The sequence below is a fragment of the Kitasatospora aureofaciens genome, from assembly GCF_019192735.1.
GTDB classification, from domain to species: Bacteria; Actinomycetota; Actinomycetes; order Streptomycetales; family Streptomycetaceae; genus Kitasatospora; species Kitasatospora aureofaciens_A.
Window position 1 is genome coordinate 16951 of record NZ_JAHTKP010000016.1, and the last position, 13605, is coordinate 30555.

The following is a 13605-nucleotide window of genomic DNA, read 5'->3' on the forward strand; positions in this document are numbered from 1 at the left end:
GGCCCCGTCCGCGGCGCGCACTGACCGAGATCCGAAGGAGTCCGCTCTCCCGTGGCCACGTTCCTTTACCGTCTGGGCCGATGGGCCTTCGTCCGGCGCCGGCTGGTGACCCTGCTCTGGGTCGCGCTGCTGGCGGTCGGCGGGGTCCTCGCGGCCAAGGCGCCCGCCGCCCCCGACGACGGCTTCGCGATGCCCGGGACGGAGGCGCAGAAGGCCTTCGACCTCATGAACGAGCGCTTCCCCGGCGGCCACGCCGACGGCGCCTCCGCGCGACTGGTGTTCGTCGCGCCCTCCGGGCAGAAGATCACCGCCGGCCCCAACCAGCAGGCGGTCGAGCGGACGGTCGCCGAACTCGCCCACGCCGAGGAGGTCACCGGCGCGGTCAGCCCGTTCAAGGCCGGCGCCGTCTCCAAGGACGGCACCACCGCGTACGCGACCGTCAGCTACTCCGTGAAGGCGGGCACGCTTTCCACGGGCGCCAAGGACGCCCTGGAGCAGGCCGCCCAGCACGGACGGGACGCCGGGCTCAAGGTCGAGATCGGCGGGAACGCGCTGAGCACCAAGGGCAAGACCGGCGGGAGCAGCGAGGCCATCGGCATGGCGCTGTCCGCGGTCGTCCTGGTGATCACCTTCGGCTCGCTGGTCGCCGCCGGGCTGCCACTGCTCACCGCGGTGGTCGGCGTCGGCCTCGGGATGGCCCTGATCACCGCGTTCGGCAGCATGCTGGGCCTGTCCAGCACCACCGGCACGCTCGCGATGATGCTCGGCCTCGCGGTCGGCATCGACTACGCGGTGTTCATCGTCTCCCGCTACCGCGCCGAGCTCGCCGAGGGCCGCACGCCCCAGGAGGCCGCCGGGCGGGCCGTCGGCACCGCCGGCTCCGCCGTGGTGTTCGCGGGGCTCACCGTGGTGATCGCCCTCGCCGGGCTCTCCGTGGTCGGCATCCCGCTCCTCGCCAAGATGGGCATGGCCGCCGCCGGCACGGTCGTCATCGCCGTCCTGGTCGCGCTCACCCTGGTGCCCGCGCTGCTCGGCTTCATCGGCCGCCGGGTGCTGCCCCGCAAGATCCGCAAGGGCGGCGGCGAGCCGTCGAAGGAGAACGGCGGCGCCCGCTGGGCCCGGTTCGTGCTGCGCCGCCCGCTCGCCGTGCTGCTCGGCGGTGTGATCGGCCTCGGCGTGCTCGCCGCCCCCGCACTCGACCTGCGGCTCGGCCTGCCGGGCGACGAGGCCAAACCCACCTCCACCACCGAGCGCCGCGCTTACGACCTGCTCTCCGAGGGCTTCGGCCCCGGCTTCAACGGCCCGCTGACCGTCGTGGTGGACGCCAAGGGCGCCCCCGACCCCAAGGCCGCCGCGAGCGAGGTCGCCAAGACCGTCGCCGGCCTGCCCGGCGTCGTCACCGTCACGCCGCCGAAGTTCAACAAGGCCGGCGACACGGCCCTGCTCAACGCGATACCGGCCACCGGCCCGAGCGCCGCCCGGACCAACGACCTGGTGCACGCCATCCGCGGCCACGCCGCCGGCCTGAAGACGGCCACCGGGGCGAGCGTCCTGGTCAGCGGCACCACGGCGATGAACATCGACGTGTCGCAGAAGCTCAACGACGCGCTGCTGCCGTACCTCGCCGTGGTCGTCGGCCTGGCCGTCCTCCTGCTGCTGGTGGTGTTCCGTTCCGTCCTCGTCCCGCTGAAGGCCGCGCTCGGCTTCCTGCTGTCGGTGGCCGCCGCGCTCGGTGCCGTCGTCGCGGTCTTCCAGTGGGGCTGGCTCGCCGACCTGATCGGTGTGCAGCAGACCGGCCCGGTCATGAGCATGATGCCGATCTTCATGGTCGGCGTGGTCTTCGGCCTGGCCATGGACTACGAGGTGTTCCTGGTCACCCGGATCCGCGAGGGCTTCGTCCACGGCGAGCAGCCCGGCGAGGCGATCGTCACCGGGTTCCGGCACAACGCCCGGGTGGTCACCGCCGCCGCCTTCATCATGATCTCCGTCTTCGCGGGCTTCATCGGCATGAGCGAGCCGATGATCAAGATGATGGGCCTGGGGCTCGCGGCCGCCGTCGCCTTCGACGCCTTCGTGGTCCGGATGACGATCGTGCCGGCCGTCCTCGCCCTGCTCGGCCGCCGGGCCTGGTGGCTGCCGCGCCGGCTCGACCGGCTGATACCGGACGTCGACGTCGAGGGCAGCAAGCTGCACACCGCCGCCCCCGAGCCGGCCCCGGTCCGGGAGTCCGTCGGCGTCTAGCACGGGCACCGGTTCGAACACCGACCGATTACCGTTGCAGTCGGGGGCCGTCGCCGCGTGCGTCGACGGCCCCCGACTCGCGACCCGGAGAGCCGACCATGACCGACACCTGGCAGCGCCTGCGCCAGAACCACCCCCGCCTGCTGGACGTCATCGGCGGCGCCGCCCTGATCACCTCCACCGGCCTCGGCGCCACGCTCGACCAGGCCGGCCACTACACAGGCCTCGATCCGCTCACCGGCGTCATCGGGCTGATCTCCGCCGCTGCCGTGTTCGGCCACCGCCGCTACCCGCGCGCCGTCGTCGCCGTCACGCTCGTCTGCTCCCTGCTGCTCACCCTGACCGCCCCCCGGCTCACCCCCGCCCTGGCCACGCCCCTGCTCTGCGCGCTGTACTTCCTCGCGGTCCGCACCGACCGCACCACCGCGCTGCGCGCCTCCGTCCTCACCGCCGTGATCCTCACCGCGACCTCGCTGCTCGCCGACACGGGCGGCCACATCGGCGAACGGCTCGGCGTCCTCGCCTGGGCCCTGCTCCCCGGCGCCATCGGCGACTCCATCCGCAACCGCCGCGCCCACCTCGCCGCCATCGAGGAACGCGCCGAACGCGCCGAGCGCACCCGCGAGGAGGAGGCCCGCCGCCGCGTCGCCGACGAGCGCATCCGGATCGCCCGCGACCTCCACGACGTCGTCGCCCACCACATCGCCCTCGCCAACGCCCAGGCCGGCATCGCCCTCCACCTCATGGACAGCCACCCCGCCCAGGCCCGCGAGGTCCTCAGCCACATCACCGACGCCACCGGCTCCGCGCTCCAGGAGCTGCGCGCCACCGTCGGCCTGCTGCGCCGCGCCGAGGACCCGGCCCCGCTGGAACCAACTCCCGGTCTCGACCGGCTCCCCGACCTGATCAGCGCCTTCGAACGGGCCGGCCTCCCGGTCCGGCTCGCCGTCGAGGGCGAGGCCCGGCCGCTGTCGCCCGGCGTCGACCTCACCGCCTACCGGATCGTCCAGGAATCCCTGACCAACGTCGCCAAGCACGCGCGCGGCGCCGACGCCGAAGTCACCATCGGCTACAGCGAGAGCCGGGTCGCCGTCACCGTCGCCAACGGCGGCCCCACGCCCACGGCCGGCCGCCGCCCTGTGCTGCTGCCCAGCCAGGTCTCCGGCGAGGGCGGCTTCGGCCTGATCGGCATGCGCGAACGGGCCGGCGCCGTCGGCGGCCGGCTCGCCGCCGACCACCGCCCGGGCGGCGGCTTCCTCGTCACCGCCGAACTCCCGCTGCGCACCGCCGCCCGAGACGACAAGGACCACCGATGACCATCCGCGTACTGCTCGCCGACGACCAGGCCCTGCTGCGCGGTGCCTTCCGCGTCCTCATCGACGCCGAGGACGACATGGAGGTCGTCGGCGAGGCCGCCGACGGCCACGAGGCGGTGGAGCTCGCCCGCGCCACCAAGCCCGACATCGTCCTGATGGACATCCGCATGCCCGGCGCCGACGGTCTCGGCGCGACGGCCGCCATTTGCGGAGACGAGGAGCTGGCCGGCACCCGGGTGCTCATCCTCACCACGTTCGAGATCGACGAGTACGTGGCCCAGGCCCTGCGCGCGGGCGCCGGCGGCTTCCTGGGCAAGGGCGCGGACCCGAAGGAACTCCTCGCCGCCGTCCGCACGGTCGCCGCCGGCGACGCGCTCCTCTCACCGGCGGCCACCCGCGCCGTCATCGACCAGTTCCTCGCCCAGCCCGGTCCGGCGGCCGCCGACACCGCCGAGCGCCTCGCCGTGCTCACCGCCCGGGAGCGCGAGGTGATGTCGATGGCCGCCACCGGCCTCACCAACGAGGAGATCGCGGAGCGGATGTACGTCAGCCCGTTCACCGTCCGCACCCACGTGCACCGCGCGATGGCCAAGCTGGACGCCCGCGACCGCGCCCAACTCGTCGCCATCGCCTACCAGTCCGGCCTCGTCCCGCCGGGCCGCCCGTCCTGACCGGCGCCTGTCCTTATCGGCCCCGATGGGGACGTTACGGCCGCATCCGGCGGAAGACGACCGCCAACGCGACGGCGGTGAGCACCAACAGGAGGGCGGCCTCGACCAGTTGGATCGGCACGAGGTGAGCGGCGGGATGGTACTGGATCCAGGAGGCGGTGGCTCCGTCGCAGCGGACCGTGCCCAGGCATACATCGGTGCTGACGCGGCTGCCGTCGGCCATGACGACTCCGCGGTCGATCAGCCACGAGTTGGTCGGGTGCGCCTCGTTCAGCGGGACCACCTGGTCCACGAGGGGGTAGAAGTACGGGCGGGCCCAGCGGACCAGGCCGTACATGATCGCGACCAGAGCGCCGGTGAGGAACATCGCGGGCAGCGTACGGCGCACCAGCTGGCCGATCAGCACGCCCAGCGCGAGCGCGAACAGGGACCAGGCGACCGGTGCGACCCCGAGGGCGGGGTAGGTGAAGAACTGGAACGGCGGGTCGAACGCGATCGGGCCGTGCACGATGTCCACCCACCACACCCAGCTCATCAGCGCGGCGAGCACGCCAGTGGCGGCCAGTACGGCGAGGCCGGGTACCGCGAGGCGGGAGGCCAGCCAGCGCCGGGGGCTGACCGACTGCGCCCGTATGAGGCGGATAGTGCCGCGCTCGTACTCCTGGGCGAGCAGCGGCGCGCCGATGAACACGCCGATCAGCAGGGGGAGCGCGGTGACGGCGGGCTGGAGGATGGAGACGTACCAGTAGGTCGGCCGGTTGATGGGCGAGAGCAAGGTCCAGCACTGGCCGTTGGACCAGGTCTCGGGGTAGTAGCACCCGGTCCGCCTCAGGACTCCCACGACGTGCCGGCTGGCGATGTGGATCCAGAGCAGGTCGGCCGCCACGAGAACCACCAGGACCGCCAGCGTCCACAGGACGGCGCGATTCTGACGGAGCGTCAGCCAGAGCAGTCCGCGCACCCGGCGGGCGGTGGGGCGCCGACTGGCCGACGCGGTGGCGCCGGCGCGGCCGGTCAGGACGTTCATACTCATGCGGCGACCTCGTCGTTCATGGGGGTGGCCTCCCCGGGGGTGGTGCCGGGCCCGGTGGCGGCCGGTGCGCGGAGGTAGCCGAGCAGTAGATCCTCCAGGCCCGGCCGGCCGCCCTCCCACGGACCGTCCAGCGGTTCGCCGGTGCGCACCAGCGCGGTGGCCCGGCGCCCGCCGACACGCTGTTCGACCAGCACCTCGGCGGGCAGGGCGTCGGCACCGGCGGCCTCGGCGGGGCCGGTGAGCAGCTGGTGCCCGTCCAGGATGTCCTCCAGGTCGCCGGCCAGCCGGATCCGTCCGCGCTGCACGAGCAGCAGGAAGTCGATGACGCCGTCCAGCTCGGGAAGGATGTGCGAGGACAGCACGATGGTGGTGCCGCGCTCGGCGGCCTCGGCCATCAGCGTGCCCATGAGCTGGTGCCGGGCGAGCGGGTCGAGGTCGGCCATCGGCTCGTCGAGCAGCAGCAGGTCGGGCCGCTTGCCGAGGGCGAGGGCCAGGGAGACCCGGGTGCGCTGACCGCCGGAGAGCGAGCCGATCCGCGCCCGCTGCTTCAGCTCGCCCTGCTCGACGATCTGTTGGGCCATCTCGTCGTCCCAGGCGGGGTTGAGCTCACTGCCCAGCCGCAGGGTCTCGGCGACGGTGAAGCCCGGGTAGAGCGGCTTGTCCTGCGCCACGTACGCGACGCGGGCGCGCAGTTCCGGCGCGGTGGCGGGCTCGCCGAGGACCCGCAGCTCGCCCTCGGTGGGGGCGAGCAGGCGGGCGGCGAGGCCGAGCAGGGTGCTCTTGCCGGCCCCGTTCGGGCCCACCACTCCGCAGATCCGCCCGGCCGGGACGGCGAAGTCGCAGTCCCGCAGGGCCCAGTCGCCCCGGTACTGCTTGCCGAGGCCGACGGCCTCCAGCGCCGGCGGTACGGTCGTCGGGTCGTCCACCCGGTCCCCCCACTGTCCTCAGTTCGGTGTTGCCGGGGAGACCCCGGTGTCGAAACGCTGCTCCAGTACGGAGGCCATCAGCGCGGCGATGTCCTCGCGCTCCAGCCCGGCCTCCCGGGCCTGGTCCACCCAGCCGACCAGGTCCGCGCGCAGCGGCCCGTCGGCCGCCGCCTCCGGCCGGGCGAGCGAGCGCCGGACGAAGGTGCCGAGCCCCGGACGGGGTTCGACCAGGCCCTCGCGTTCGAGTTCGCGGTAGGCCTTCAGCACGGTGTTGGGGTTGATCGCCGTCAGCTCGACCACCTCCCTGGCGGTCGGCAGCTTGTCCCCGGGCTGCAGCAGGCCGAGCCGCAGGGCCTGTTTGGTCTGCTGCACGATCTGCTGGTACGTGGAGACGCCGCTGCGCCGCTCGATGCGGTACTCGATCACGGCGTTGCGGCCTTTCACTAGTTCAATAGTGGAATGGTGGCCCACTGCGGCGCGCGGGTCAAGCCGGACCCGGGGGGTGTCGGGCGCGCGGACCATCAGGGGCGTTTGAGCAGGAGGAGGCCGTCCTGATCGATCAGCCGCCGGTAGCCGTCCTGCTGGTACCGCTCCAGCATGTGCGCGGTGGCGGCGGTGGCGCACGGGGAGTTCACGCTCGGATCGCGCAGGTCGACGGCCACCCACTCCGGCCCCGGCCCGACCGGCTCCCGGCAGACCAGGGTGACGTCCGCCCGGCTGGTGAGCTGCGCCGCCAGCCGGTTGGAGGCGGCGACGGTGGCGTCGTCGGGTATCAGGCGGAGCATCGCCCGGGTCTCGGTGAGCCGCGGCGAGGTCCGCCAGGCCTCCGGCATCACGACCTCGTGTAAGGGGTAGAGCGGCAGCGTCACGGCCGTCACCAGGGCGCTGACGGCGAGCGCGCGCCGGGCGCGGCCGACGTCGACGCGGCGCAGGGAGTCCACCAGCGCGGCGAGCACGAGCGGCATCAGCACGGCGCTGTAGTGGTAACTGACGCCCCAGTAGTTCGAGTTGGTCGACAGCAGGCGCCAGGCCAGGGTGGGCGCGCAGAGCAGGAAGAGCGGCGAGCGCAGGCCGAGGAAGCCGGCGGTGGCGGCGAGCAGGAACAGCAGCAGCCACTTGATCGGCGGCCAGACCAGCCGTAGGGCCAGCGACCAGACCGAGGGCCGCCCGCCGCCGTCCACCTGCTGCCAGTAGTCGAAGCCGCCGGTCGGGTTGAACAAGGGCAGGACGACGAGCACGGTGATCGCGGTCGCGGCGAGTCCGACGGCCGCGAGCGCCAGACCGGGCAGCAGGCTGCGCCGGTCCTCCCGGGCCTGCCAGGCGATCAGTGCGCCGACGGCGGCCACCGTCAGGCCCAGATCCTCCTTGACCAGCAGCAGCGGCAGCGACCAGAGCGCGGCGGCCAGTGGCCGGCGCCGCCCGAGCGCGGTGGCGGCGAAGGCGAGCAGTGGGACGGCGAACGCGATCTCGTGGAAGTCGTCGGAGGCCGCCCGGACGATCCCCCAGGACGCCCCGGTGGCGCAGCCGACGACCAGCGCCGCCCGCGGCCCGGCCACCTCGTGCGCCCAGCGGGTGAGCGGGACGACGGCCGGCGCCATCAGCAGCGCCTGGGCGACCACGAGGGTGACCGGGCTCGGGAAGACCCGGTAGGCCGGGGCGAGGGCGGCGATCAGCGGGTGGAAGTGGTCCCCGAGCAGGTGGTAGCCCGGCCCCTTGATCGGCACGATCGGCGCCTGGCCGTGCGCGTACGCGCGGACCGCCTGCTCGAAGATGCCCAGGTCGTAGGCCTTGGTGAGGCCGCGCCGGTGCCGGTTGACGGCGACGCAGATGTAGAGCGCCGCGAAGCCGGCCGCAAGGCCCCAGGCCAGGACGGCCGGTCGGCGCAGGGCGGTGAGTGGGCGGGGGAGGGGACGGGGCGGGCGCGGGGAGTGGGGCGGGCGGATGGGCGAGAGGACCGCTTGCATCAACAAAGTACCCTTTCACTATTCGATTAGTGGAAGGGTGGTGGAAGTCCCGAGCGGCCGTCAAGCCCGGTCCGGCAGCGCGGAACCGGTCCTCCGGCCTGCGCGAAAACGACCTCCGAACACGTGTGCAGCGAGTAGTGTGCCGATGACTCAGAATGAGGAGGGGTTCGTGGAAACCAAGGAAACGGCGGGCGAAGTGCGGAGTCTCCGGCCGTTGCCCGGACGCACTGACGACGGATCGCAGGCGTTCGAGCAGCGGCTGGCGGCCGTGCTCCGACTGCTCGGAGCCGAGGTCGCGCCGGGGCCGGACTACGCGAACGCCGGGCGGTGGGAGGTCCACAAGGTGCTCGCCGGGCGCACCGACCTGCCGGAGGAGTACTTCGAGGCGTTACTGGCGGCGGCGGTCTACGACCCCAACCCGAGCTTCAACCGGCGCCTCGTCGAGCCGGCCCTGGCGGCGTTCGGCCGGCGCCGGGTCCGGACGGCGCTGCTCGCCTGGCTGCAGACCGGCACCGACACCGAGCGCGCGGGTGCGGCGCGGGCCTGGTACTGGACGGCCCTGTCGGTCGGCGACAACTGGACGGCGATCGGCGCCGACGACGGCGCGAGCGTCCGGGACGCGTGGCACGCCGCCGCGCTGCGGGAGTTCGTCACCAACGAGGACCTGGACGTGCGGCGCAGCATCCTCCCCGGGCTGCCCCTCGTCCCGCGCGCCTACCCGGCCGAACTGCACCCGCTGGTGGAGCGCGCGGTGGAGATCGCCCGGACGCACCCCGACGAGTACATCCGCCAGCGTGCAGAGACCCAGGTGGGGCTCTGACCCGAGCCCGTCGGACTGGTACGGGAGTTCCTCAGCTCGTCTGAACGGTGATGCCGCCGTTGGAGGTGCTGAGGTCCAGCCGGTAGGGCGCGGCCGGGTCGTCCGCGACGCCGATGTGTATGCCGCCGCTGCTGGTGGACGTGGTGACGTGGTAGCCGGCGGGCGGGACGGTCAGGGTGATGGCGCCGTTGGAGGTCTTGGCCGTGACGTCCTGGGCCTTGGCGGGGCTGAGCCGGATCTCGCCGTTGCTGGTCTGGGCGCGGATCCGGTCACCCTGCAGTGCCGTGCCGTGGATGCTGCCGTTCGACGTGTGCGCGTCGACCGGCCCGGTCACGCCGTCGAGCGTGATGCCGCCCGAACTCGTCCGCACCGAGACCTCGCCGACCTGGGAGAGCCTGATCTCCCCGGCCGAGGTCTTCCCGCTGATCGGCAGTCCGGCCGGTATCTCGACCGTGTACCCCACCGAGCAGTCATCCCCGCAGCCGCCGAGCACGAGCACCCCGTTCTCCACCCGCGTGGTGCCGCCGGGGCGGTCGCGGTCGTACTCGACGGCCCGGTGGACGGAGACCTGCGTGGCGCCGGCCTTCCCCTGCACGGTGACGCTCCCGGCGTCTGTGTCCAGCCGGACGGCGGTGACCTGCTCGGTGACGGTCGCGTCGTCCTGGAAGCTGCTCCTGCTCATCGGCGAGCAGGCGCTGAGGCCCCCGATGGCCATCGCGACCGTCCCGACGATCACCAGAGCCCCGACGTACGTGCGCTGCCGGCCCATGCCGATCCCCCCTGTGGTGCGAACCTGTGGTGAGAACGCGAAGCGAACTCTCAAGGACGGTAACCGCACGACGCAGGCCCGGACGATGGGGCTAGCCCCCCAGTCTTCGTGAAGCAGGCACCACCACCCCGCGGTACCTCACACCCCCCTCGCGGCAGCAGCGCGCTCGGGCTCCGGTGCCTGCTCGCGGCGCGGTAGCAGCAGCGGGGTCGCGAGCAGGAGCAGGCCCGCGAGTCCGAGCGCGGTGCGCGGGCCGGTCAGTCCGCCGAGCACGCCCCACACGGAGGTGAGGACGGCGATCGCGGCCTTGGCGGTCACCGACCACGCGGACAGCACACGGGCGACCCGGTCCGGTGCGGTCCGGGTGAGCCGGTAGGTGGCGTACACCGGGTTGAACACGCCGATGCACGTGATCATCCCCAGCTCGACGGCCATCACCAGCAACAGCCCCGGGACGCCGGGGCGGACCAGGACCAGCCCGGGCAGCCAGCACGCCCGCAGCGCCCCGGCGGTGAGCAGCACCCGGTGCCGGCCGTACCGGGCGACGAGCGGCCGGGCCAGCCGGGAGCCGAGCAGGCCGCCGAGGCAGGGCACGGCGAACGCGAGGCCGTACTGCCAGGGGGCGAACCCGAGCGGGCCGAGCATCAGGACGGCGAGCAGCGGCTCGGTGGCCATGATGAGGCCGTTGACCAGCACGGTGTTGAGGAACAGGGGACGCAGCGCCGGGTCGGCGAGCAGGAACCGCCAGCCGTCGAGCAGGTCGCCGGCCCGCAGGCGTGCGGTGTCGTCGCGCTCGGGCCGCGCCTCACGGCCGCCGATCGCCCGCAGGCCGAGCGCCGAGAGCAGATAGCTGACCGCGTCGGCCACCACGGTGGTGACCGGGCCGAGCAGGCCGATCGCGGCGCCGCCGAGCGGTGGGCCGAGGATGGTGGTGGTCCAGGTGGTGGATTCGAAGCGGGCGTTGGCGGCCAGCAGCTTCTCCTGCGGGACGAGGGTCTTGAGGTAGGCGCCGCCGGCCACGCCGAACGTGATGTCGGCTGCGGCGACCACCACGGACACGGCCAGGAGCTGGCCGAAGCCGAGCCGGCCGAGCGCGAAGGCGGCGGGGATGCTCAGCAGCGCCGCGCACCGGACCAGGTCCATCGCGATCATCACCGGTCGCTTGCGCCGGAACTCGACCCACGGCCCCAGCGGCACGGCCACCGCCGCACCGACCGCCGCGCCCGCCGCCGCCAGGACGGCCACCGCCGTCGGCCCGGCGTGCAGCACCCGGACCGCGATCAGCGGGAACGCGTTGAACGCGAGCCGGGTGCCGAGCGCGCTCGCCGCGTACGCGGCCCAGAGCCACGCGAACCGCCGTCCCAGAGAGTGTTTGCCCCACATAGCCCGCGCCCCTCCCGAACAACCGAACGGTGATCGGGATCATCAAAGCGAACGGCAGTGATGCAGATCAAACAACCATGGGACCGGTTCCGGACAACCATCCGTTGTGCCTCTAGGATCCCCGGTATGGACCTCAACGCCGTACGCACCTTCGTGGCCGCCGCCGAGGCGGGCCAGTTCCAGGAAGCCGCCGTCGAGCTGTCGATCACCCAGCAGGCCGTCTCCAAGCGCGTCGCCGCGCTGGAGCAGGCCCTCGGGGTGCGGCTGTTCAACCGGACCCCGCGCGGCGCCGAACTCACCATCGACGGACAGGCGTTCCTGCCCCACGCCCGCGAACTCCTGCGGGCCGAGGAGCGTGCGGCAGCCTCGGTGCGGCCGGGGAGTCGCGCCCTGCGGGTCGACGTAATCGGCCGGCGGACCGTCTCGGCGGCGCTGCTCCGGGACTTCTACCGGACGCACCCCGAGATCGAACTCGACGTGGTGACCCTGGTCGACATCGACGGGGCCGTGGCCGCGATCCGCTCCGGGACGATCGACGCGTCCTACAGAGCCGTCACCATGCCCGGACAGGAACTGCCCGAGGAAATCGAGACGATGCCGGTGATCGACGAACCCCTCCTTTTGCTCACCGGCCCGGGCCACGCGCTCGCGAACGCCCGGTCGGTCGCCCTCGCCGAACTGGTCGGCCACCGGATCTGGATCCCGGGCATCGCGCCCGGCACGGAGTGGGGCGCGTACTACGAGGACCTCGTCGGGGCGTTCGGGCTCACCATCGAGGCGACCGGCCCCAACTTCGGCCCCGATGCGCTGCTGGACGTGATCGCCGACACCCCGGGCCTGGCGACCCTCACCGGCGAGGGCACCCGCCTGGTCTGGCCCGCCGGCCACGGCCTGCGCCGGATCGCCCTGCACGACCCGACGCCGGTCTACCCGCACTCCCTGATCTGGCACCGCGACAATCCGCACCCCGCCCTCACGGCCCTGCGGACCCACCTCGCCACCACCCCGGCAGCCCACATCGAGGGCGAGACATGGGCCCCGGCCTGGGCGAGGCGATGAGCCGGGGCGGTGGCAGGCCGGATCAGACCTCGGCAGGCTCGGCGGCGGCGGCGGCAGCAGCAGCAGCCGCCGCCGCGGCCGCGCCCTTGGCGCGGGCCCGCTTGGCGTAGGTGATGGTCCACAGGATCAGGACACCGAGGAAGACGTAGGTCAGGACGCTGTTGACGGTGGCCATCTGCGTCGTGGTGAGCCGGTAGGAGAGGCCGATCCGGGTCACCGCCTCGACGATGAAGCCAAGGCCCCAGCCGAGGGTCAGCATGCGCTGGACGCGGCGGAAGCCGGGCAGCTCCCACAGGGCGTTCCAGCGTTCGATCGCCTCCCGGGTGCCGTCGGTGGCGAACTTCCGGCCGGTGTAGAACATCAGCGGGCGGGGCGCGGCCAGCGTCGCCAGGAAGAAGAGGCCGATCAGTCCGGTCACGCCGGAGTCCTTGACCAGCAGGAGCCGGGCCGAGTGCGGCCCAACCAGGGCGACCACGGCGCTGATCGCCAGGAAGACCAGGGTCATCACCGCGAACTCGTCGACCCGGCGGTGCCACGCGATATAGATCGCCATGTCGACCACCGACCAGAGGCCGGAGATCAGCAGCGCGTTGAACTCGCTGACGCCGTGGTGGGTGAGCTGATTCAGCGTCACCAGCGGCGCGATGATGTTGAAGGTGATGGTGAGTGCCCAGCTGAGGGCGGCAGTCCGCCCGTTACGGGCCGGAGCTTGATCCGACACAGTTTCCCCCGATAGTCCCCATGATTGTCGGACCGGACAGTAGTGGATCACCGCTGACCTGCGCTATTTCCGGGCGTGCACAAACGGGCAGCCGGAGCTTTCACCCGATCGGGCGAGGGGCGCCCGCCGGGCGAGCCCGCGCCTCCCGGCGGAGGATGGGGGATCGGGGGTGGGCGACAGGAAGGCGGGAGGCCATGGCGATCGGCATGGCAGACATCCGGGAGTGGCGGGGCCACGCGGTGGTGGACGAGAAGGGCCACCGCATCGGCTCGCTGGAGTCCGTTTACGTGGAGACGGCCACCGACCAGCCGTTCTTCGCCACCGTGACGGTCGGCGTGGCGACCAGGCGCCGCCTGGTCTTCGTCCCGCTGGACGGTGCCGTGGTCGGGCCCGGCTACGTCCGGGTGGCGTTCCCGAAGAGCCAGGTCAAGCAGGCGCCGGCGATCGGCACCGACGACGTTCTGCCCGCGGCGGACGAGCCCGAGGTGTTCGCGCACTACGAGCTGCCGTATGCGACCGGCGCCGGCGGGGAGCGCCGCCTGGCCCGCCGCTGACGGCGGACGGCGGCGGGCCGGATACCCCACCGGGTATAGTGATCGGCCTTGAGCTCTGGCTCGGCGCCCGAGCTCCCTGGTCCGGGGCGCCGACACGCCCAGGGGTGCTCAGCCGTTCATACGATCTCCTGACGATCAAGCTGTCACG

Annotated in this window: 13 protein-coding genes; 6 read left to right on the plus strand and 7 right to left on the minus strand. The window is 73.0% G+C overall.

Features of this window, described 5'->3' with window-relative positions:
- Window positions 1–51 precede the first annotated feature (51 nt).
- The 3 genes from KV557_RS18395 to KV557_RS18405 all read left to right on the plus strand — a co-directional run bounded on the left by KV557_RS18395 (window position 52) and on the right by KV557_RS18405 (window position 4228).
- Window positions 52–2241, plus strand: coding sequence for an MMPL family transporter (locus KV557_RS18395; protein WP_218201577.1), 2190 nt, complete (start codon window positions 52–54; stop codon window positions 2239–2241).
- A gap of 98 nt (window positions 2242–2339) precedes the next feature.
- Window positions 2340–3557, plus strand: coding sequence for a sensor histidine kinase (locus KV557_RS18400; protein WP_218201579.1), 1218 nt, complete (start codon window positions 2340–2342; stop codon window positions 3555–3557).
- Window positions 3554–4228, plus strand: a complete 675-nt coding sequence (locus KV557_RS18405) for a response regulator transcription factor (RefSeq protein ID WP_218201581.1) — start codon at window positions 3554–3556, stop codon at window positions 4226–4228. The genes KV557_RS18400 and KV557_RS18405 overlap by 4 nt, the downstream gene beginning before the upstream one ends.
- 34 nt (window positions 4229–4262) lie before the next feature.
- Here the strand turns inward: KV557_RS18405 and KV557_RS18410 are convergent, their stop codons facing one another.
- The 4 genes from KV557_RS18410 to KV557_RS18425 all read right to left on the minus strand — a co-directional run bounded on the left by KV557_RS18410 (window position 4263) and on the right by KV557_RS18425 (window position 8151).
- Window positions 4263–5261 carry an ABC transporter permease gene (locus tag KV557_RS18410; RefSeq protein ID WP_218201583.1) on the minus strand — a complete coding sequence of 333 codons (999 nt, stop codon included), beginning with the start codon at window positions 5259–5261 and terminating at the stop codon, window positions 4263–4265.
- Window positions 5258–6187, minus strand: a complete 930-nt coding sequence (locus tag KV557_RS18415; RefSeq protein WP_218201584.1) for an ABC transporter ATP-binding protein — start codon at window positions 6185–6187, stop codon at window positions 5258–5260. The genes KV557_RS18410 and KV557_RS18415 overlap by 4 nt, the downstream gene beginning before the upstream one ends.
- An 18-nt stretch (window positions 6188–6205) precedes the next feature.
- Entirely contained in the window at window positions 6206–6613 is a 408-nt protein-coding gene (locus KV557_RS18420; RefSeq protein ID WP_218201795.1) for a GntR family transcriptional regulator, read from the minus strand.
- A gap of 95 nt (window positions 6614–6708) precedes the next feature.
- Window positions 6709–8151, minus strand: coding sequence for a DUF2079 domain-containing protein (locus KV557_RS18425; RefSeq protein WP_218201586.1), 1443 nt, complete (start codon window positions 8149–8151; stop codon window positions 6709–6711).
- Between the two features lie 214 nt (window positions 8152–8365).
- Between KV557_RS18425 and KV557_RS18430 the strand changes: the two genes are divergently transcribed.
- A complete protein-coding gene (locus KV557_RS18430; protein WP_256177605.1) occupies window positions 8366–8971 on the plus strand; it encodes a hypothetical protein in 606 nt (201 codons plus the stop codon).
- A 31-nt stretch (window positions 8972–9002) separates the two neighbouring features.
- On the opposite strand, the gene KV557_RS18435 is transcribed toward KV557_RS18430, so the two are convergent.
- Together KV557_RS18435 and KV557_RS18440 are read right to left on the minus strand one after the other, a co-directional pair.
- On the minus strand, window positions 9003–9740 hold the full coding sequence (locus KV557_RS18435; RefSeq protein ID WP_218201589.1) for a DUF4097 family beta strand repeat-containing protein: 738 nt from the start codon (window positions 9738–9740) through the stop codon (window positions 9003–9005).
- Window positions 9741–9878: 138 nt separating this feature from the next.
- Window positions 9879–11123 carry an MFS transporter gene (locus KV557_RS18440; RefSeq protein ID WP_218201591.1) on the minus strand — a complete coding sequence of 415 codons (1245 nt, stop codon included), beginning with the start codon at window positions 11121–11123 and terminating at the stop codon, window positions 9879–9881.
- A 126-nt stretch (window positions 11124–11249) separates the two neighbouring features.
- On the opposite strand from KV557_RS18440, the gene KV557_RS18445 reads away from it, so the two are divergent.
- Window positions 11250–12182 carry a LysR family transcriptional regulator gene (locus KV557_RS18445; RefSeq protein WP_218201593.1) on the plus strand — a complete coding sequence of 311 codons (933 nt, stop codon included), beginning with the start codon at window positions 11250–11252 and terminating at the stop codon, window positions 12180–12182.
- Between the two features lie 22 nt (window positions 12183–12204).
- On the opposite strand, the gene KV557_RS18450 is transcribed toward KV557_RS18445, so the two are convergent.
- Entirely contained in the window at window positions 12205–12903 is a 699-nt protein-coding gene (locus KV557_RS18450; protein ID WP_218201595.1) for a VC0807 family protein, read from the minus strand.
- 194 nt (window positions 12904–13097) lie between these two features.
- Here KV557_RS18450 and KV557_RS18455 point away from each other — a divergent pair, with 194 nt between their 5' ends.
- Window positions 13098–13457 (plus strand): PRC-barrel domain-containing protein, encoded by a 360-nt coding sequence (locus tag KV557_RS18455; RefSeq protein ID WP_218201597.1) that lies wholly within the window; start codon window positions 13098–13100, stop codon window positions 13455–13457.
- The last annotated feature ends 148 nt before the right edge of the window (window positions 13458–13605 follow it).